Origin of the sequence: Marichromatium gracile, assembly GCF_004343155.1 — a bacterium.
GTDB lineage: Bacteria > Pseudomonadota > Gammaproteobacteria > Chromatiales > Chromatiaceae > Marichromatium > Marichromatium gracile.
On the sequence record NZ_SMDC01000001.1, the window covers coordinates 300,679 to 319,344 of the forward strand.

An 18,666-nucleotide genomic window follows, 5' to 3' on the forward strand; every position below is an offset into this window, starting at 1 on the left:
TCCAGCGATCAGCCGTCAGCGACCAGCGACCAGCGACCAGGGGATTGAACCGCAAAGCCGCAAAGGGCGCGAAGAAGGAAAGAGCTTCCAGCGATCAGCCTCCAGCTGCCAGTGGCTGTCTGTCTTCGAGTGTTGGTTGGAAATGCACGCCAACCGGTGGCCGACAGTGAATGGAGCGCGCTATCGTCGAGGGCGTCCCTCCACTGGCGGCTGACCGCTGATCGCTGGCAGCTTGAATCCCTTCGCACCCTTTGCGGCTTTGCGGTTCAAACTTCCTGGCGGCTGGCGGCTGGCGGCTGGCGGCTGGCGGCTGGCGGCTGGCGGCTGGCGGCTGGCGGCTGGCGGCTGGCGGCTGGTCGCTGGTCGCTGGCGATTGATACCTTGCCATGCCCGGCGGTGGCGGCAAGAATGCGGCGCATGCGTCGTCCTAGCCCGTTGCCGACTTGGTTCCATCCCTCGCTGGAGTGGCTCCGGCTGCGTCTGTCGCGCCCGGAGGCGCTGGTGTGGCACGCCGCCATCGGGTTGTTGACCGGGCTCTTGGCCGGTGCGGTGATCGTCGGCTTCCGGCTCGCGGTCGAGGGTGCCCAGGCGGCCTGGCTGCCCGAGCACGGCGAGAACTACGAGGCGCTCGCCATCTGGGTGCGGCTGCTGCTGCCGCTCGCCGGGGCGCTGGTCATCGGGGTGATCTTCCTGCGTTTCGCCCAGGGTATCCAGGTGCTCGGCGTGGCCCGGGTGATGGAGCGCATGGAGTATCACCAGGGCTACCTGACCCTGCGCGGCTTCGTGCTGCAGTTCGTCGGTGCGGCCATCGCCATCGTCAGCGGCCACTCGGTGGGGCGCGAGGGGCCACACGTCCATCTCGGCGCGGCAAGCGGCAGTCTGCTCGGCCAACTCTTCTCCCTGCCCAACAACAGCATTCGCACCATGGCCGCCTGCGGGACCGCTGCCGGGATCGCCGCCTCCTTCAACACCCCGCTGGCCGGGGTGATCTTCGCCCTGGAGGTGCTGGCGCTGCCCTACAGCATCGGCGGTTTCATCCCGGTCACCCTGGCGGCGGTGAGCGCCAATGCCGTCGCCGTGGCCGTCTTCGGCAGCGCCCCGGTGTTACTGCTCCCGCCCTTCGTGCTCGGCTCGCTCGCCGATCTGCTGCCGGTGCTGTTGCTGGGGGTGCTTGCCGGCGCGGTCGCGGCGGCCTATATCCAGTCGTTGCAGGGCGCGGCGCGGCTTGCCGGGCGTCTCGGTGGGTTGCGTCGCTACCTGGTTGCGGGCCTTGCCGCCGGGCTCATCGGTGTCCTGGTCCCTGAGGTGATGGGGCTCGGTTATGACACCCAGCAGACGCTGCTCACCGGTCAGGCCGCCTGGGGCTTTCTGGTGGTGCTGCTCGTCGCCAAGCTCGCCGCCACCGCGCTCAGCGTCGGGCTCGGGATCCCCGGGGGCAACATCGGTCCGGCGCTGTTCATGGGGGCGATCGTCGGCAATCTCACCGCGGTGATCAGTGGGTTCTTCGTCCCGCTCGATCCCGCCCATGTCACCTTCTACACCCTGCTCGGCATGGGGGCGATGATGGGGGCGAGCCTGCAGGCGCCGTTGGCCGCGCTCACCGCCATCGTCGAACTCAGCCACAACCCCGGGGTGATGATGCCGGGGATGCTGGCGATCGTGATCGCGGCGCTGACCTGTCGCCAGCTGTTCGGCAAGGACTCGATGTTCCTGACCCTGCTGCGCGCCAAGGGGCTCGATTATCGCGCCAACCCGGTGATCGCGATATTGCGCAGGAGCGGCGTGGCGAGCGTGATGAACACCGGCTTCGTGCGCCAGCAACGGCTGCTCGATCGCGCCAAGGCCGAACGTCTGGTCGCCGATGCGCCGGATTGGATCATCGTCGACCAGGACGGTGCTCCCAGCGTGTTGATGCCCGGACTGGCGGTTGCCAGCGAGCTTGCGCGTACCCCGGAGACGGTCGAGATCGATCTGCTGGAGATCCCCGCCGAGCGTTTCGAGCTGGCCCCCATCCATCTCCAAGCGACCCTCCAGGAGGCGATCGAACAGCTCAATGCCCGCGGGGTCGAGGCGCTCTATGTCCAGCGTCCCCTGGCCCCGGGGATCGACCACGTCTACGGCGTCCTCACCCGCGGGCGTATCGAGTCGGCGTATCGATATTGAGCGGCCATCAGCCGCTGGCCATTAGCTACCAGCGGCCAGTCGCCAGCTTCCAGTGGGGACGGCATGGCGCCCCTGGCTGGCGACTGGCAGCTGGCGACTGGTAGCTGAGGTGCGCGATCATGTATCGCGACCTGGAGGGTCGGTTCGTGAGTCGCGCGCCGGATCTTGGTCCCGGGGAAGCCTGCGGGCACTGGCGTGTGACGTTCCTCTTATCTGCAACCAGGAACGGACATGTTGTTGAATACGCTATTTTTCGTGCTGTTCGCGCTGATCATGGTGCCGGCGGTGATCATTCTGCTCGGGGTCACGCGTTGGCAGAGCGTGACCGTGGCGCTGGTCGAGCGGCTCGAGGCGGCCAGGCGTGCGGTGACGCCGCGCACCTTCGAGCGCGATGAGCTGCAGGGGCTGCCGGAGCCGGTGCAGGCCTATTTCCATGCCGTGTTGAGTGCGCGACAGCCGCTGGTGGCCGCCGCCGAGATCGCCCAGGAGGGCAAGATCGATCTCGGGCGCGCCCGCACCCGCTGGGTCCCCTTCCGTGCCCGTCAGCGGGTCTTCGTCGCCCGTCCCGGTTGGTTGTGGGATGCGCGGCTGCGCTGGCTGCCCGGGCTCGGGCTGTTCGCCCATCAGGGCCTGCTCGCCGGGGTCGGAGTGGCCCGCTACAAGCTGTTCGGCCTGATCCCGTTGGTACGCTCGCGCGAGGATGAGGCCGGCGCGAGGAGCGAACTTACCCGTTTTTTTGCCGAGGCGGTGTGGTATCCGACCCGGTTGCTGCCGAGTCAGGGGGTGACCTGGGAGGCAATCGACGACCGGCATGCCCGTGCGACCCTGGAGGACGACGGCGTCGGCGTCGAGGTGGTGTTCACCTTCGATGATGGCGGGATGGTGCGCTCGGTGCGAGCGCCGGCGCGTGAGCGACGGGTCGGTGGCACCCGGATCGAGACCCCCTGGGAGATGCGTTTCTGGGAGTATCGCGAGCATGGCGGGATGCTGATCCCGGCGCAGTACGAGATGGCCTGGGTGTTGCCCCAGGGGCGTCAGGTCTATGCCCAGGGGCGGGTGAGCGAGGCGCGCTACAAGTTCACGCCCTGAGGTTCGCCGACATCACGCCCGCCACAGGGTGGCAGGCGTGATGCCGCGACCGGTCAGGTCAAGGTTTCAGCTTGTCCTTGAGGATGGCGTTGACCTGCTGGGGGTTGGCCTTGCCGGCGCTGGCCTTCATCACCTGACCGACGAAGAAGCCGAACACCTTGTCCTTGCCGGCCCGGTACTGCTCGACCTGTGCGGGGTTGGCGGCGATGATCCCGTCGATCATCGACTCGATCGCCCCCGTGTCGGTGATCTGCTTGAGCCCCTTCTGTTCGATCACCTGATCGGCATCGCCCTCGCCCTGCCACATCGCCTCGAACACCTGCTTGGCGATCTTGCCCGAGATGGTGCCGTCCTTGATCCGGGCGATCAGCCCGGCGAGTCCCTCGGCGCTCACCGGTGATGCCTCGATCTCCAGTCCCGCCTTGTTGAGCGCGGCCATCAGCTCGCCGCTGACCCAGTTGGCGGCGAGCTTGGGCTCGCCGCTGGCGCGTGCCGCGGCCTCGAAGTAGTCGGCCAGCGCGCGGCTGCCCGCGAGCAGGTTGGCGTCGTACTCGGAGAGCCCGAAGTCGTCACGGAAACGGGCACGCTTGGCGTCCGGGAGTTCGGGCAGATCGGCAGCGACGCGCTCGATGAAGGTGGCGTCGATCTCGACCGGCAACAGGTCGGGGTCGGGGAAGTAACGGTAGTCGTTGGCCTCCTCCTTGGTGCGCATTGAGCGGGTCTCGTCGTTGGCCGCGTCGTAGAGCCGGGTCTCCTGGATCACGCTGCCGCCATCCTCGAGCAGGTCGATCTGGCGCTCGACCTCGAAGGCGATGGCGCGTTCGAGGAAGCGGAAGGAGTTGACGTTCTTGATCTCGGTGCGGGTGCCGAAGGTGTCGCTGCCGAGCGGGCGTACCGAGACGTTGGCGTCGACGCGGAACGAGCCCTCCTGCATGTTGCCGTCGCTGATGCCGATGTAACGCACCAGCTGGTGAATCTTGCGCGCGTAGGCGACCGCCTCCTCCGGCGAGCGCATGTCGGGCTCGGAGACGATCTCCAGCAGCGGGGTGCCGGCGCGGTTGAGGTCGACACCGGTGTAGCCGCCACCGAGCAGGCTGTCGTCGTGGAGCGATTTGCCGGCGTCCTCCTCGAGGTGCGCGCGGGTCACGCCGATGGTCTTCACGCTGCCGTCATCGAGCACGATCTCGACCTGGCCGCGCCCGACGATCGGCAGCTCGTACTGGCTGATCTGATAGCCTTTGGGCAGGTCCGGGTAGAAGTAGTTCTTGCGCGCGAACACCGAACGCGGGGCGATCTCGGCGCCGATCGCGGTGCCGAAACGGACCGCCAGGCGCACGACCTCGGCGTTGAGCACGGGCAGCACCCCGGGCAGTCCGAGATCGATGGCGCATGCCTGGGTGTTGGGTTCGGCGCCGAAGGCCGTCGGTGCCGCGGAAAAGATCTTGGATTGGGTCGCGAGCTGGGTGTGGATCTCGAGACCGATGACGGTTTCCCATTGCATGGTTGGGCCTGCCTGATTCTCTTGTCGATGCGTCACCAGGCACCCTGGGTGCCTGGGTGTTGAGCGATCCCGGCGCCGAGGACGCCGCTTCAGGGCGACGCCTTCGGCAACCGGGTTCTAGACGTCGAGGTTCTCGACGTTGAGCGCATTGTGCTCGATGAACTGACGGCGCGGCTCGACCTGATCGCCCATCAGGGTGGTGAAGATGCGATCGGCGGCGACCGCATCCTCGATCGAGACCTGGAGCAGACGCCGACCCTCCGGGTTCATGGTGGTCTCCCACAGCTGCTCCGGGTTCATCTCCCCGAGTCCCTTGTAGCGCTGGATGCTGTAGCCGCGCTGGGCCTCGGCGAGCAGCCAGCGAACGCCTTCGCCGAGCGAGCTGATCTCGCGGCGGCGCTCGCCACGGGCCATGTAGGCGCCCGGCTCGAGCAGGCCGTCGACCTTGGCGCCGTAGTCGACCAGGCGCTTGTAGTCGGCGGTTTGGAAGAACTCCAGCGGCACGAAGCGGGTGTCGGGAATGCCGTGGATCAGTCTCACCACCTCCAGCCCCGCGGCGCGCTCCTCGGTGGCGGCGACATGGTTGACGCGGTAGTGCAGCGAGGGCGACTGCTCACGGTTGAGCCCGGACTCGAGACGCTGGTGCCACTGCGCGAAGGCCTCGGGGTCTGTGAAGGTCGCGGTCTCGAGCGCGGGCAGCCGGGTGAGCTCCTCGAGGAAGGCCGCGTCATAGCGTGCGGCGAGCCGTTTGACGATGCCGACGAAGACCTGATAGTCACGCGCCAGGGCCTCCAGCGCGGTGTTCGCCAGTGCCATGGCGTCGGGCGAGACGTGCAGCTCGGCGCCGTCGAGCGCGGTCTGCAGCATGGCATTGTTGAGCGCCGGCTCGTCGAGCAGATACTCCTCCTGCTTGCCCTTCTTGATCTTGAACAGTGGCGGCTGGGCGATATAGATGTGGCCGCGCTCGACCAGCTCGGGCATCTGCCGGTAGAAGAAGGTGAGCAACAGGGTGCGGATGTGGGCGCCGTCGACGTCGGCGTCGGTCATGATGATGATGCGGTGATAGCGCAGGTTGTCGGGGTTGTACTCCTCGCGTCCGATGCCGCAGCCGAGCGCGGTGATCAGGGTGCCGACCTCGGCCGAGGAGAGCATCTTGTCGAAGCGCGCCTTCTCGACATTGAGGATCTTGCCCTTGAGCGGGAGGATCGCCTGGAAGCTGCGATCGCGCCCCTGCTTGGCCGAGCCGCCGGCCGAGTCGCCCTCGACCAGATAGAGCTCGGAGAGTGCCGGGTCCTTCTCCTGACAGTCGGCGAGCTTGCCGGGAAGCCCGGCGATGTCGAGCACGCCCTTGCGTCGGGTCATCTCGCGCGCCTTGCGCGCGGCGTCACGTGCGCGCGCCGCCTCGAGCATCTTGTTGGCGATCGACTTGGCCTCGTTCGGGGTCTCCTCGAGGAAGATGCTGAGCTGCTCGGCAACCAGCGACTCGACCACCGACTTGACCTCCGAGGAGACCAGCTTGTCCTTGGTCTGCGAGGAGAACTTGGGGTCCGGTACCTTGACCGAAAGCACCGCGGTGAGACCCTCGCGAGCGTCGTCGCCGATGGCGCGCACCTTCTGGCTGCGGTCCAGCGCCTCTTGCTCGATATAGCTGTTGAGGGTGCGGGTGAGCGCGGCGCGCAGCCCCGCGAGGTGGGTGCCGCCGTCGCGCTGCGGGATGGTGTTGGTGTAGCAGAAGATGGTCTCCTGATACCCACTGTTCCACTGGATCGCCAGTTCGACGGAGATGTCCTGGCGCTCGGCGCTGAAGTGCATCACCGTCGGGTGGATCGGCTCCTTGTTGCTGTTGAGGTGCTCGACGAAGGCGCGGATGCCACCCTGGTACTCGAAGTGGTCGCTGCGCCCCGTCGCCTCCTCGCTGAGGGTGATGCGCACTCCCGAGTTGAGGAAGGAGAGTTCGCGCAGCCGACGAGCCATGATGTCGTAGTGGAAATCGAGGCTGGTGAAGATCTCGGGCGAGGGCTGAAAGCGGATTTCGGTGCCGGTCTGCTCGGTGTCGCCGACGCGCTTGAGCGGATACACGGGCTCGCCCATGCGGTACTCCTGCTCATAGATGTGCCCGCCGCGCTGGATACGCAGCTTGAGCCACTCGGAGAGCGCGTTGACCACCGAGACGCCGACCCCGTGCAGGCCGCCGGAAACCTTGTAGGAGTTGTCGTCGAACTTGCCGCCGGCGTGGAGCACGGTGAGGATGACCTCGGCGGCCGAGCGCTGCTCTTCCTCGTGGATGTCGACGGGGATGCCGCGTCCGTCATCGAATACCGAGACCGAGCCGTCGGCATGCAGGGTTACGCTGATGCTCGAGCAATGACCGGCGAGTGCCTCGTCGATGGAGTTGTCGACCACCTCGAACACCATGTGGTGAAGACCGGTGCCGTCGTCGGTGTCGCCGATGTACATACCCGGACGCTTGCGGACAGCGTCCAATCCGCGGAGTACCTTGATGTTGGAGGAATCGTACGTCATGTGATCTGCTTCGGGCGATGAGTGAGATCCTGTCGTTCGATGCCCGGGGGGCAAAGGGCAAAGGATCGAGGGATACGCGGTTCGGTGTTCGAGCCGAGCGTCGTGTTCTGGGGCGTCGTGCTGAAACGCACAGGGCGTCCTCCGTGCAGGCCTCCGGGCGTCATGACCTGGCGCGGCCCCGGTGGGCGAGGGCCTGCACGGGACGGGGGGCGTGCCCCGCGTCGACGGTGAGCGGCCGATGCCGACACACTACGCGCGCTGCGAGGGTCCAGGGCGGTCGTCTCATCCCCTGATTATACGGGATGCCGCCCTGCTTGGGCGTCGTACAACGATCGTCGGGCCTGTGGCCTGGATTGGGTTTCACGTGGAACACCCTGTTCAGCCTTCTGTCTTGTGCGCCGATGGTTTCACGTGCAACAAGCGGTGCCCGAGGTCCGAGTCGGGAACCGTTCGGCGAACCCCGGTTCCACGTGGAACAGGCGCATCAGATCAATGCTCGGCGCTCGAGCCTACAGCCCCGTGTTCCACGTGAAACACCCGGGTCGCGTTGGGGCGGGTGCAAGGGCCTGGATCCGGGGCGGTCGCGACCCGGGTGAGGATGCACTGACCGTCGCGCTGGCCGATCAGCCCCCAGAGTCGCTCCAGGGTATGGGCGTCGAGTTCGGCCTCGATGTCGTCGAGCAGCCAGAGTGCCGGCGCCAGCCCCTGATCGCGATGGACCTGCTCGGCGGCGAGCTGCAACAGACAGACCACGACCTTGGCCTGGCCGCGCGAGAGCGCGAGCCGGGCGCCGTCGCGCTCCAGCTGGAATTCGGCTCGTCCGGGACCGATCAGGGTATGCCCTCGGCTGAGTTCTGCGCGCCGCGCGGTGACGATGGCCTCGGCCAGCGACTGTTGCGCCGACCAGCCCCGAGCGAACACCAGATCCGAGGCATCGAGGAAGGGGAAGGTCGCGGCGAGTTCGTGGAAGCGTGTCCGCCAGCGTGTGAAGAACCTCTGACGCTGATGGTCGATACGCTCGCCCAGCTCGCTCAGCGCCCGATCCCAGACCGCGAGTTCTCGCCCACCACCGCGTCGCAGCACGGCGTTGCGTTGTTGCTGGACCCGGGAGAGTTCTCGTCTGAGCGCGCCGAGTCGAGGTTCCACGTGGAACAGGTTCCAGTCGAGAAAGGTTCGGCGCAGTGCCGGGTCGCCTTCGAGCAGCGACTGGGCGTTCTCACCGATCAGCTTGATGCGCAGCGGACGTTGGTCACCCGCTGGCGGCCAGGGCAGACCGTCGAGGCTGTGCTCGCGACCATGATGATCGCGCCGATAACGCAGTAGACGTCCGTCCGGTGCATCGGCCTCGCAACGCCCTTCGACCAGGGTGCCGCGCTCGCCGCGGGTGGTCATCGGACCGGCCTTGCGGCCGCGGAAGCTGCGCCCGCGGGCGAGCAGATAGACCGCCTCGAGCAGCGTGGTCTTGCCCGCGCCGTTGCCGCCGGTGATCACCACCACGGGGGCGGCGGTCTCCAGCGCGACCTCACGACAGCGACGCAGATGGACCACCCGCAGCGTGCGCAGCGGGCAGACGGGGGTGGGCGCGGACATCTCTCCGGGGTGCGACTAGAGGCGCATCGGCATCACCACGTAGGTCTCGGCCTCCGCGCCCCTGCCCCGCCACACCGAACTGCTGTTGCCGTCCTGGAAGCTGACCTCGACCTCGTTGCCATCGAGCACGCCGAGCAGGTCGGTGAGATAGGAGACGTTGAAGCCGATCGCGGTGAACTCGCCCTGGTACTCGATCTCGACCTCCTCCTCGGCCTCCTCCTGCTCCGGGTTGTGGGCCTGGAGCTTGAGCAGCCCGTTGTCGAAGCCCAGACGCACGCCGCGATACTTCTCGTTGGAGAGGATGGCGGTGCGCGAGAGCGCGCGCTTGAGCGGCTCCTTGTCGATCACCGCCGACTTGGCGAGCTGCTGGGGGATGACCCGCTCGTAGTCGGGGTAGCGACCGTCGACGAGCTTCGAGGTCATCATCATGTCGCCGATCACCAGACGGATGCTCTTCTCGCCCAGGCTCACCGAGACCGGGTCGTTGGAGTTGCCGAGCTGGCGGCGCAGTTCGAGCACCGTCTTGCTCGGCAGGATGACCTGGCGACCATCGACCGCCGCGACCCCGAGATCGGTGTTGAACTTGGCCAGTCGATGACCGTCGGTGGCCACCGCGGTCAGCCCATTGGCGTCGAACTCGATCAACAGACCGTTGAGATAATAGCGCACGTCCTGCTGGGCCATGGCGAAGGCGGTCTTCTCCAGCACCCGCTTGAAACCGGCCTCGTCGAGTCCGAACTCGACCCCGCCCTGTTCCTGTTCCATCACCGGGAAGTCGACCGCCGGCAGCACGCCGAGCGAGAAGCGTCCGCGCCCGGCGGTGACCACGCAGCGCTCGTCGCTGATACGGAAGCGGATGTCGGTGCCCTCGCCGAGGTTGCGACAGATGTCGACCAGCTTGCGTGCCGGGACCGTGGTCTCGCCGACCTCCTGGACCGCCGCCTCGCAGCGGGTCTGGACCTCGACCTCGAGGTCGGTGCCGAGGATGGTGAGCTCGCCCTCGCGCGCCGCCAGGCGGAAGTTGCCGAGGATCGGCAGCGTCTGACGGCGTTCGACGACACCGATCACCTTCCCCAGCGCCGGCAACAAGATCTCGCGGTTAACGACGAATTCCATGAATGTCTCCTAAAAATCGTGAATGGGCGGTTGCGGTGTCGTATGTGATGGATACGACCACCGAACGGCGCGACCCTGGACCTGTGCGCGACTCAGGAGGTCAGGATTCGCAGCAGATTCCTGTAGTCCTCCTCGACCCCGGCGTCGCTCTCGCGCAGGCTCTTGATCTTGCGCGTGGCGTGCAGCACGGTGGTGTGATCGCGCCCGCCGAAGGCGTTGCCGATCTCGGGGAGGCTATGCTTGGTCAGGTCCTTGGCCAGGGCCATGGCGATCTGGCGCGGTCGGGCGATCGAGCGACTGCGCTTGGCCGAGAGCATGTCCGAGGCCCGTAGCTTGAAGTACTCGGCCACGGTCTTCTGGATGTTCTCGATGCTGACCTGCTTGTCCTGCGCCGCGAGCATGTCGCGCAGCGCGTGCTTGGCGAAGTCGAGGGTGATCGGCTTGCCGGTGAACTGGGCGTTGGCCACCAGCCGGCGCAGCGCGCCCTCGAGCTCGCGGATGTTCGAGCGGATCCGGCGGCCGACGAAGAAGGCGACGTCCTCGGGCAGGTCGATGCCGAGCAGACTGGCCTTGCTGTGGAGGATGGCGACGCTGGTCTCGAGGTCCGGTGGCTCGATCGAAACCGTCAGCCCCCAACCGAAACGTGAACGCAGCCGCTCCTCGAGTCCGACCACTTCCTTGGGGAAACGATCGCTAGATAACACGATCTGTTGACGAGATTCGAACAGCGCGTTGAAGGTGTGGAAGAACTCCTCCTGCGAGCGTTCCTTGCCGGCGAAGAACTGGACGTCGTCGATCAGCAGCGCGTTGACCGAGCGATAGGTGCGCTTGAACTCGTCGATGCGGTTGTGTTGCAGCGCCTTGATCATCTCGGCGACGAAGCGCTCCGAGTGCAGATAGGCGACCCGGGCACTGGGGTTGGAGGCGAGCACCATGTTGCCCACCGCGTGCATCAGGTGGGTCTTGCCCAGCCCTACTCCTCCATAGATGAACAGCGGATTGTAGGCTGCCCCCGGATTCTGGCCGACCTGGAAGGAGGCGGCGCGGGCGAGCTGGTTGGACTTGCCCTCGACGAAGCTGTCGAAGGTGAAGTCGGGGTTGAGGTTGGCGCTGAGCTGGCGGTCACGGTCGTCACCGCTCGCCGTCGCTACCGCCGGGGCGCTGGCGCGGGGGCGGTTCGGTGCCGGCGTGGGGTCGGGCGTGGCGACGCTCTGGTCGATGCCGCCGACGCTGAAGGTGATCCGCGAGACCTGCCCCTCGCTGTGCAGCGCACACAGTTCGAGCAGTCGCGGCTCATAGTGCTGACGGGTCCAGTCGAGCACGAAACGGTTGGGCGCGAATAAACGCAGCACATCGGCGTCGATGCGCGCCTGGAGCGGCAGGATCCAGGTGTTGTACTCGGCCGAGGTCAATTCTCCCTTCAGCTGCTTGACGCATTTTTCCCACACACCCACAGTTGATCCCGATCCTCGTCTCGTTGCCCGCACCCGTACCGCTCTCGGGCGGTACCCTCGTCGCGGAGTTGGTTGACGAGGCGCACCTCGAACCACTCCGGTGCGCTCGGAGTCTAGCGCTCTCGGCGCGACTTATCCACAGGTTAAGACGAAAACGGGATTGACTTTTCACGCTAGATTGATTAAATTTTCGCGCCTTTTATAAAGGGGTGCCATGCGCCCCGTGCTGCCAATTCCAAACTCCCTGGAGTACCGACCATGAAGCGCACTTTTCAACCGAGCCGCCTGAAGCGCGCTCGTACCCACGGCTTTCGTGCGCGTAGCGCCACCCGTAACGGCCGCAAGGTCCTTGCTGCCCGTCGCGCCAAGGGCCGCGCGCGTCTCGCGCTCTGAACCCCGAGCGCTCCGCCGGTCGCGCCGAGCAAGCCTTTCCGCGCGAGCGAAGGCTGACGTGCGCCACGCAGTATCGACACGTCTTCAGCGATCCCGTCCGCGCTGGACAGCAGGGCTTCGTCGTCCTGTTCCGTCCCAACGGGAGCGGGCGTGCGCGACTCGGGCTGGCAATCTCTAAGAAGTGCGCGCGACGCGCGGTTGACCGCAACCGGCTCAAGCGTCTCGTCCGCGAAAGCTTCCGGAACCACCATCGCACCCTCCCCGGGGTGGATGTCGTGGTCATGTGCGCGCGTGGTGCACCGACGCTGCCCAATCGGCGACTGTTCGACCATCTCGAGCGTGCCTGGGCAACCATCAGGAAGAAACAACCATGCGCCGAATCCTGACCGGTCTGATTCGCGTGTACCAGTACGTCCTGAGTCCCCTTCTCGGACCGCGTTGTCGCTTCTATCCGACCTGTTCCCATTACGCCATCGAGGCCATCGAGTGCCACGGCCCGGTCTACGGCAGCTATCTCGCCGTACGCCGTGTGCTGCGTTGTCACCCCTGGCACCCCGGCGGCGTCGATCCCGTTCCCCCAGCAAGGCAGACATCGACTCATGGATAATGTGCGCCTGATCCTGTTTCTCGCCCTCGCCGCGGTCTCGTTCCTGATCTACGAGGCCTGGATGCAAGACTACGGGCGGCCACAGTCGCCGCAGGTCGCAATGACCGAGTCGGCAGGCGCGCTCCCCGGAGAGGCCGGTTCGGCGCCGGCGGACGTGCCCAGTGTCGCCGTCACCCCGGATGCCGCCACCCCCGGAGTCATGGGCGCCGAGATGCGCGCCGCCGGCGCCGCGCCCGTGGTCGTCGAGACCGACGTGCTGCGTCTCGAGATCTCGCCCCAGGGCGGATCCATCTCCAGCGCCTGGTTGCTTGACTATGCGGTGGTGCCCGAGCGCCCCGAGGACAAGTTCCGGCTGATGAAGCCGGTGCCGCCGAACATGTTCATCGCCCAGTCGGGGCTGCTCGGCCAGCAGGCCGGCACGCTGCCGACCCACGAGGCGCAATTCACCGCCGAGCAGTCCGAGTACCGTCTCGAGGACGGCCAGGACCAGCTCCAGGTGGTGCTGCGCTGGCAGGGCGAGAACGGCGTCGCCGTCGAGCGTGTCTACACCTTCGAGCGTGGCAGCTATGTCATCGACACCGCGCAGCGGGTGACCAACACCACCGATGCGGCGCTGGTGGCGCGTGAGTACAACCAGCTCCAGCGTACCGACTTCTACGATCCCAACGAGCCGAGCTTCGTCCACACCTTCACCGGCGGCGTCTATTACAGCCCCGAAGAGAAGTACAAGAAGGTGTCCTTCGACGACATGCGCGACGACAAGCTCGATCGCAGCGTGACCGATGGCTGGATCGCGATGATCCAGCACTACTTCATGGCCGCGTGGATCCCGCCGCGTCAGGTCCAGGAGACCTTCTATACCAAGGTCGTCGGTGACTCGCGCTACATCATCGGCAAGTACTCGCCGGCGGTGACCATCCCCGCGGGGGCCACCCACAGCTTCGACAACCGACTGTTCGTCGGTCCCAAGCTGCAGGACGACCTCGCCGCCATCGCCCCCGGGCTCGAGCTGGCAGTCGACTACGGCTGGCTGACGGTGATCGCGCAGCCGATCTTCTGGGTGCTGGAGAAGATCCACGCGCTGGTCGGCAACTGGGGCTGGGCGATCATCGTGCTCACCATCCTGATCAAGCTGGCCTTCTTCAAGCTCTCCGAGACCAGCTATCGCTCGATGGCCAACATGCGCAAGCTCACCCCGCGCCTGCAGGCCATCAAGGATCGCTACGGCGACGACAAGCAGCGCCTCAACCAGGCGATGATGGAGCTCTACAAGACCGAGAAGATCAACCCGCTCGGCGGCTGTCTGCCGATCCTGGTGCAGATCCCGGTGTTCATCTCGCTCTACTGGGTGCTGCTCGAGAGCGTCGAGATGCGTCACGCACCCTTCATCCTCTGGCTCGACAACCTCTCGGCGCCCGATCCCTACTACGTCCTGCCGTTGATCATGGGCGTGTCGATGTTCGTGCAGCAGAAGCTCAACCCGCCGCCGCCGGACCCGATGCAGGCCAAGATCATGATGGCGCTGCCGTTCGTCTTCACCGTGTTCTTCGCCTTCTTCCCGGCGGGTCTGGTGCTCTACTGGACGGTCAACAACATCATCTCGATCGCCCAGCAGTGGCACATCACCCGTCAGATCGAGCAGGGTGCTGGCACGGCCAAGCAGAAGCGCTAGCCCGATGAGTGCCGACACCATCGCCGCCGTCGCCACCCCGCCCGGCGTCGGGGGTGTCGGCATCGTCCGGGTCAGCGGCGCGGGCGTCGCCACGATCGCCCGCGCCCTGCTCGGCGCCCTGCCCGCCCCCCGTCAGGCCCATTTCGGCGTCTTCCGCGACGCCGCGGGCGGCTTCATCGACGCCGGCATCGCGCTGCGCTTCGTCGCCCCGGCCTCCTTCACCGGCGAGGACGTGCTCGAACTCCAGGGGCACGGCGGTCCGGTGGTGATGGATCTGCTGCTGCAGCGCTGTCTCGAACTCGGCGCCCGCCCCGCGCGTCCCGGCGAGTTCACCGAACGCGCCTTCCTCAACGGCAAGCTCGATCTCGCCCAAGCCGAGGCCGTCGCCGATCTCATCGAGAGCGCCTCCGCGCTCGCCGCCCGGCTCGCCGGCAACAGCCTGCAGGGTGCCTTCTCGCGGCGGATCGAGGCACTAGTCGAGCGGCTGGTGCGGCTGCGTACCTATCTCGAGGCCACGCTCGACTTCAGCGAGGAGGAGATCGATCCCGGCGACGCGTCGCGGATCGCCGCCGATCTCGCCGAGCTGATCGCCATGACCCGCGCGGTGCTTGCCGAGGCGCACCAGGGCTGTCGCATCCGCGAGGGGCTCTCGGTGGTCATCGCCGGCGCCCCCAACGCCGGCAAGTCGAGCCTGCTCAACGCCCTCTCCGGGGCCGATACCGCCATCGTCACCGACATCCCCGGCACCACCCGCGACCTGTTGCACAGCGACATCCAGATCGACGGTCTGCCGCTGCGCATCATCGACACCGCCGGCATCCGCAACAGCGACGACCCGGTCGAGCGCGAGGGGGTGCGCCGTGCCCGCGAGCAGCTCGGGCGCGCCGATTTGGTGCTGTGGGTCTACGACGCCACCCAGGGACCCGACACCGAGACCGCCGCAAGCCTTCCCGAGGGGGTGCGCGTCACCCGGTTGCGCAACAAGATCGACCTGACCGGCGTTGAGCCGGGCATCGACGAGGGTGAGGGCGCCACCGAGATCGCGCTGTCGCTGCGCGAGGGGCGCGGGCTCGAGTTGCTGCGCGAACATCTCAAGGCGGTCGCCGGGGTCGGTGCCCGTCCCGAGGGGGCCTTCACCGCCCGTCGTCGCCATCTCGACGCCTTGCGCCAGGGCCTTGCCGCACTGGAGTCGGCGGCCCGCGCCCAGGCCGCGGGCGTCGGCGCCGAGCTGGTCGCCGAGGAACTCCACCTCGCCCAGCGCGCGCTCGGCGAGATCACCGGCCGCTTCACCTCTGAAGACCTGCTCGGGCGCATCTTCTCCAGCTTCTGTATCGGCAAGTAGGGTTCAGTCGCCAGTCGCCAGTCGCCAGTCGCCAGTCGCCAGTCGCCAGTCGCCAGCCGCCAGCCGCCAGCCGCCAGCCGCCAGTCGCCAGCAGGCGGAGGGCGGAAGGCGCCGCCGTCGTCGAGGACGCACACCCACTGGCCGCTGATGGCTGATGGCTGATAGCTGGTGCCTGGCCGCCTGAACCTCGAAGCGGCCGAGTTTCAATCGCGCGACTCTGGGTTATCGTGTCGCCCATGGTTTTCCTGCGGAGTCACGGATGCGTCCGACCCCTGTCCTGTCCTGGTTGTTCGTCGGCTGGACGCTGATCGCTCTGGTGGCGCTCTGGTGGCCGGGTGCCGGCCCCCTGTGGTGGGGGTATGGCGGGCTGCTCGCGGTGATCGTGCTGGGCGATGTGCTGGCGCTGTGGCGGACGCCGGTGCCGCAGGTCGAGCGGACGCTGCCGGGGACCCTGTCGCAGGGCGAGTGGTGCACGGTGGCGCTGCTGGTGCGCTCGCCGGCGCGGCGGCGGTTACGGCTGCTGGTGCATGACCAGCACCCGGCCGCCTTCGAGGTCGCCGGGCTGCCCGCCAGTCTGCTGCTGTCGCCGTTGGGTGAGGCGCGTCTGGACTATCGGCTGCGACCCGGGAGGCGGGGCGATTTCGTCTTCACCGGGGTCGATCTGGCGCTCTACTCGTCGCTCGCGCTGTGGCGCCGTCGTCGCCGGCTCGTCTTGTCGGAGCGGGTGCGGGTGGTGCCGGCACTCGCCGCGCTGCGTCGCGGGATCGCCTTGGCGGCGCAGGACGCGCGACTCGGCGCCGGGGTGCACCCGCACCAGCGACGCGGCAGCGACGGCGACTTCCATCAGCTGCGCGACTATCGTGCCGGCGATCTGCTGCGCCAGATCGACTGGAAGGCGAGCGCTCGCGCGCAGCGCCCGATCTCGCGCGAGTACCGTGAGTCGCGCGATCAGCAACTGGTGTTCCTGCTCGATTGCGGTCGGCACATGCGCCATCTCGGGGACGGGCTCGGTCATCTCGATGCGGCGCTCGCCGCGCTGTTGCTGGTGTCGGGGCTGGCGGTGCGCCAGGGCGATGCGGTGGGGCTGATGAGCTATGGCGGGACGAGTCGCTGGTGTCCCCCGCGCCAGGGGCAGCCGGCGCTGCGCCGCTTGCTCGATGACTGCTACGACCTGCAGCCGACGCTGGAGGCCGCCGACCCACTGCTCGCCGCCGCCACGCTGCAACAACGGCTGCGTCGCCGTGCCCTGGTGGTGTTGATCACCTGCGGGCGCGACGAGGATCAAGAGGGACTGGAGCAGGCGGCACGACTGCTCGGTCGCGACCATCTGTTGCTGCTCGCCGATCTGCGCGAGCGCTCGCTGGACGGGGCGTTGAACCTGCCGTTGCGCGACCTGTCGGATGCACTGCGCTTCCATGCCCTGCGCGACTGGCGCGAGCGGCGGCGGGTGCGCTGCGCGCGGCTGCGTCGGCGCGGGGTCCTGGTGCTCGACCTGCTCCCGGGGCAGCTGCCGGCGGCGCTCGCCGACCGCTATTTGGCCATCAAGCGGGCCGGTATGCTGTAATTCCGGATCGGCCGTGAGGCTTGGCCGGTGAACCCTCTGTCAGGAATCGACCCCATGCGTAAACTGCTCGGCGCGCTCGCGTTGCTCGTCGTCTCGGTCCAGGTGCGGGCCGGGATCCCCGCCACCCCGGTGATGACCCTCTATGCCTTCAATGGCCCTGTCGAGGTGCCCTATTACAGCGCCGAGCGCTTTCGCCCGGGCGACCCCGGGGCGCCGATCGGCACCCTCGCCCAGGGCACCTCGCTGATCCCCTGTCTGGTGATCCGCGACGGGGCACCGCTCACCGATGCCTCGGGCACGCCCTATGTCGGGTTCGAGGTGGTGGTCGATCCCCGTCGTGCCGGTCCCGAGGCGCGCGCGCGCTTCCTCGCGGCGATCGAGCGACGCAAGGGGCTGGAGGTGGAGAACCACCACTGTGAGGCCGGGGTGCGCGGGGTGATCGATGTCCGTCAGCTCTATGCCATGGAGAAGGCGCCCTTCTTCACCCCGCCGCCCGATGGTCGACCGGGTGCGGTGTCCCCGGCCGCGTCGAGTCAGCTCGATCGCATCGTCCGCGACTTCCATGCCTCGTCCGAGTGCGCCCGCGCCAATGCCCGGCTGAGCGGACGGCGCGGCGCCCTGGAGCGGGCCTGGGAGGATTATCTGGCCAGGCGTCGCGGCGAGCTGCCGCTGACCACCCTGGCGCGCGCCAAGCACCTCGACTACACCCTGCGCACCGCGCTGTTCGAGGGCCATCATGCGCGCGGCTGCAACGCCTATGGCGCCTGTGAGCGCAACATCGTCGCGCTGACCATCCGTAATCGCGCCGTCGGCCAGTGCCCGCGACACATCGGTTGTACCTTCCCCGGCGATTTCCAGGGGGTCGCCTCCAAGGTCTCGCAGTACAACATCTGGGACGAGTTCCTCACCCAGATCTCCGGCCTGACCGCCTGCTATCTGCGCCCGGACCTGGCCGACGAGCCGCGCTTCGCCAAGCTGCAGGCGATGTACGCGCAGAGCGTCGGCGACGTCGAACGCATCCTCTATGGTGACGACGACGACCTGCGCGCGGTCTTCCCCGGCACCGATCTGGCCAAGCTCAAGCGGGTGCGTCACTACTATCACGCCCCGGCGATGGGCAAGTGCTTTCCCGAGCACCCACGTGTCGAGTACATGTCCGGCGCGATCGCCCGCAGCGGGGAGGATTTCGCGCTGATCGCCAACACCCGCATCGAGGTCGGCGAGACGGTCGGCACCGGTTATCGCTTCAAGCAGTTTCGTTTCGACGAGTTGGAGACGCGCGATCGCACCTGGGTCGAGGACCGCTATCCCGGCTTCGTCGTCGACGGGCGCAAGGTCAGCCTGCGTGCCCCGAGCGACTGTCGCCCCTATGGCATCCCCGCCGGTTGTCGGCTTGACGACAGCATCGGGCGCTATCGCAAGATTCCGCACTGGGCCGATGCCGGCGAGCCGCTCGAGATCCGCTGTCGGGTGATCGACCGAGGGAGTGACTGTGATCGCGACGGAGACGGCGTCATCGCTCGGGTCGGCGGGGCCTGCGATCGCGAGATGCGACCGGTGAGCGGGGTGCGTTGAGGGTTAAGGCGCGATTTTTGCCTTATGAGTGATCAGGCGGCTGGCCGCTCCCGTCCGCCTGCGTCGCGGCGGGCCAC

Annotated in this window: 14 protein-coding genes; 9 read left to right on the forward strand and 5 right to left on the reverse strand. The window is 67.4% G+C overall.

The features are described from left to right. Positions 1–417: 417 nt before the first annotated feature. Positions 418–2,163 carry a chloride channel protein gene (locus EDC29_RS01395; protein ID WP_242465897.1) on the forward strand — a complete coding sequence of 582 codons (1,746 nt, stop codon included), beginning with the start codon at positions 418–420 and terminating at the stop codon, positions 2,161–2,163. 237 nt (positions 2,164–2,400) lie between these two features. Continuing rightward, positions 2,401–3,252, forward strand: coding sequence for a DUF6544 family protein (locus EDC29_RS01400; RefSeq protein WP_132228265.1), 852 nt, complete (start codon positions 2,401–2,403; stop codon positions 3,250–3,252). A 58-nt stretch (positions 3,253–3,310) separates the two neighbouring features. Here the strand turns inward: EDC29_RS01400 and gatB are convergent, their stop codons facing one another. From gatB to dnaA, 5 genes are all read right to left on the reverse strand, one after another. Then, positions 3,311–4,753: an Asp-tRNA(Asn)/Glu-tRNA(Gln) amidotransferase subunit GatB gene (gene gatB / locus EDC29_RS01405; protein ID WP_123139101.1), complete on the reverse strand. Its 1,443-nt coding sequence runs from the start codon at positions 4,751–4,753 to the stop codon at positions 3,311–3,313. A gap of 117 nt (positions 4,754–4,870) precedes the next feature. After that, a complete protein-coding gene (gyrB, locus tag EDC29_RS01410) occupies positions 4,871–7,276 on the reverse strand; it encodes a DNA topoisomerase (ATP-hydrolyzing) subunit B (RefSeq protein ID WP_123139100.1) in 2,406 nt (801 codons plus the stop codon). A gap of 489 nt (positions 7,277–7,765) precedes the next feature. Next, positions 7,766–8,866 (reverse strand): DNA replication/repair protein RecF, encoded by a 1,101-nt coding sequence (gene recF / locus EDC29_RS01415; protein ID WP_132228267.1) that lies wholly within the window; start codon positions 8,864–8,866, stop codon positions 7,766–7,768. Between the two features lie 15 nt (positions 8,867–8,881). Then, a complete protein-coding gene (dnaN, locus tag EDC29_RS01420) occupies positions 8,882–9,982 on the reverse strand; it encodes a DNA polymerase III subunit beta (RefSeq protein WP_123142188.1) in 1,101 nt (366 codons plus the stop codon). 92 nt (positions 9,983–10,074) lie between these two features. Then, a complete protein-coding gene (gene dnaA / locus EDC29_RS01425; protein ID WP_123139097.1) occupies positions 10,075–11,436 on the reverse strand; it encodes a chromosomal replication initiator protein DnaA in 1,362 nt (453 codons plus the stop codon). A 258-nt stretch (positions 11,437–11,694) separates the two neighbouring features. Here dnaA and rpmH point away from each other — a divergent pair, with 258 nt between their 5' ends. From rpmH to EDC29_RS01465, 7 genes are all read left to right on the forward strand, one after another. After that, positions 11,695–11,829 carry a 50S ribosomal protein L34 gene (gene rpmH, locus EDC29_RS01430; RefSeq protein ID WP_005222248.1) on the forward strand — a complete coding sequence of 45 codons (135 nt, stop codon included), beginning with the start codon at positions 11,695–11,697 and terminating at the stop codon, positions 11,827–11,829. Continuing rightward, a complete protein-coding gene (rnpA, locus tag EDC29_RS01435) occupies positions 11,826–12,215 on the forward strand; it encodes a ribonuclease P protein component (protein ID WP_123139096.1) in 390 nt (129 codons plus the stop codon). Before rpmH ends, rnpA begins: the two co-directional genes overlap by 4 nt. Further along, complete coding sequence (gene yidD / locus EDC29_RS01440; RefSeq protein ID WP_005222249.1) at positions 12,200–12,436, forward strand: membrane protein insertion efficiency factor YidD; 237 nt, start codon at positions 12,200–12,202, stop codon at positions 12,434–12,436. The genes rnpA and yidD overlap by 16 nt, the downstream gene beginning before the upstream one ends. After that, entirely contained in the window at positions 12,429–14,108 is a 1,680-nt protein-coding gene (gene yidC / locus EDC29_RS01445; RefSeq protein WP_123139095.1) for a membrane protein insertase YidC, read from the forward strand. The genes yidD and yidC overlap by 8 nt, the downstream gene beginning before the upstream one ends. A 4-nt stretch (positions 14,109–14,112) precedes the next feature. After that, entirely contained in the window at positions 14,113–15,450 is a 1,338-nt protein-coding gene (mnmE, locus tag EDC29_RS01450; RefSeq protein WP_132228269.1) for a tRNA uridine-5-carboxymethylaminomethyl(34) synthesis GTPase MnmE, read from the forward strand. A gap of 259 nt (positions 15,451–15,709) precedes the next feature. After that, positions 15,710–17,014 carry a DUF58 domain-containing protein gene (locus EDC29_RS01460; protein ID WP_123139093.1) on the forward strand — a complete coding sequence of 435 codons (1,305 nt, stop codon included), beginning with the start codon at positions 15,710–15,712 and terminating at the stop codon, positions 17,012–17,014. Between the two features lie 54 nt (positions 17,015–17,068). Continuing rightward, the gene (locus EDC29_RS01465) at positions 17,069–18,589 is read left to right on the forward strand and encodes a hypothetical protein (protein WP_123142191.1); all 1,521 of its coding nucleotides are present in this window, start codon (positions 17,069–17,071) and stop codon (positions 18,587–18,589) included. Positions 18,590–18,666 lie beyond the last annotated feature (77 nt).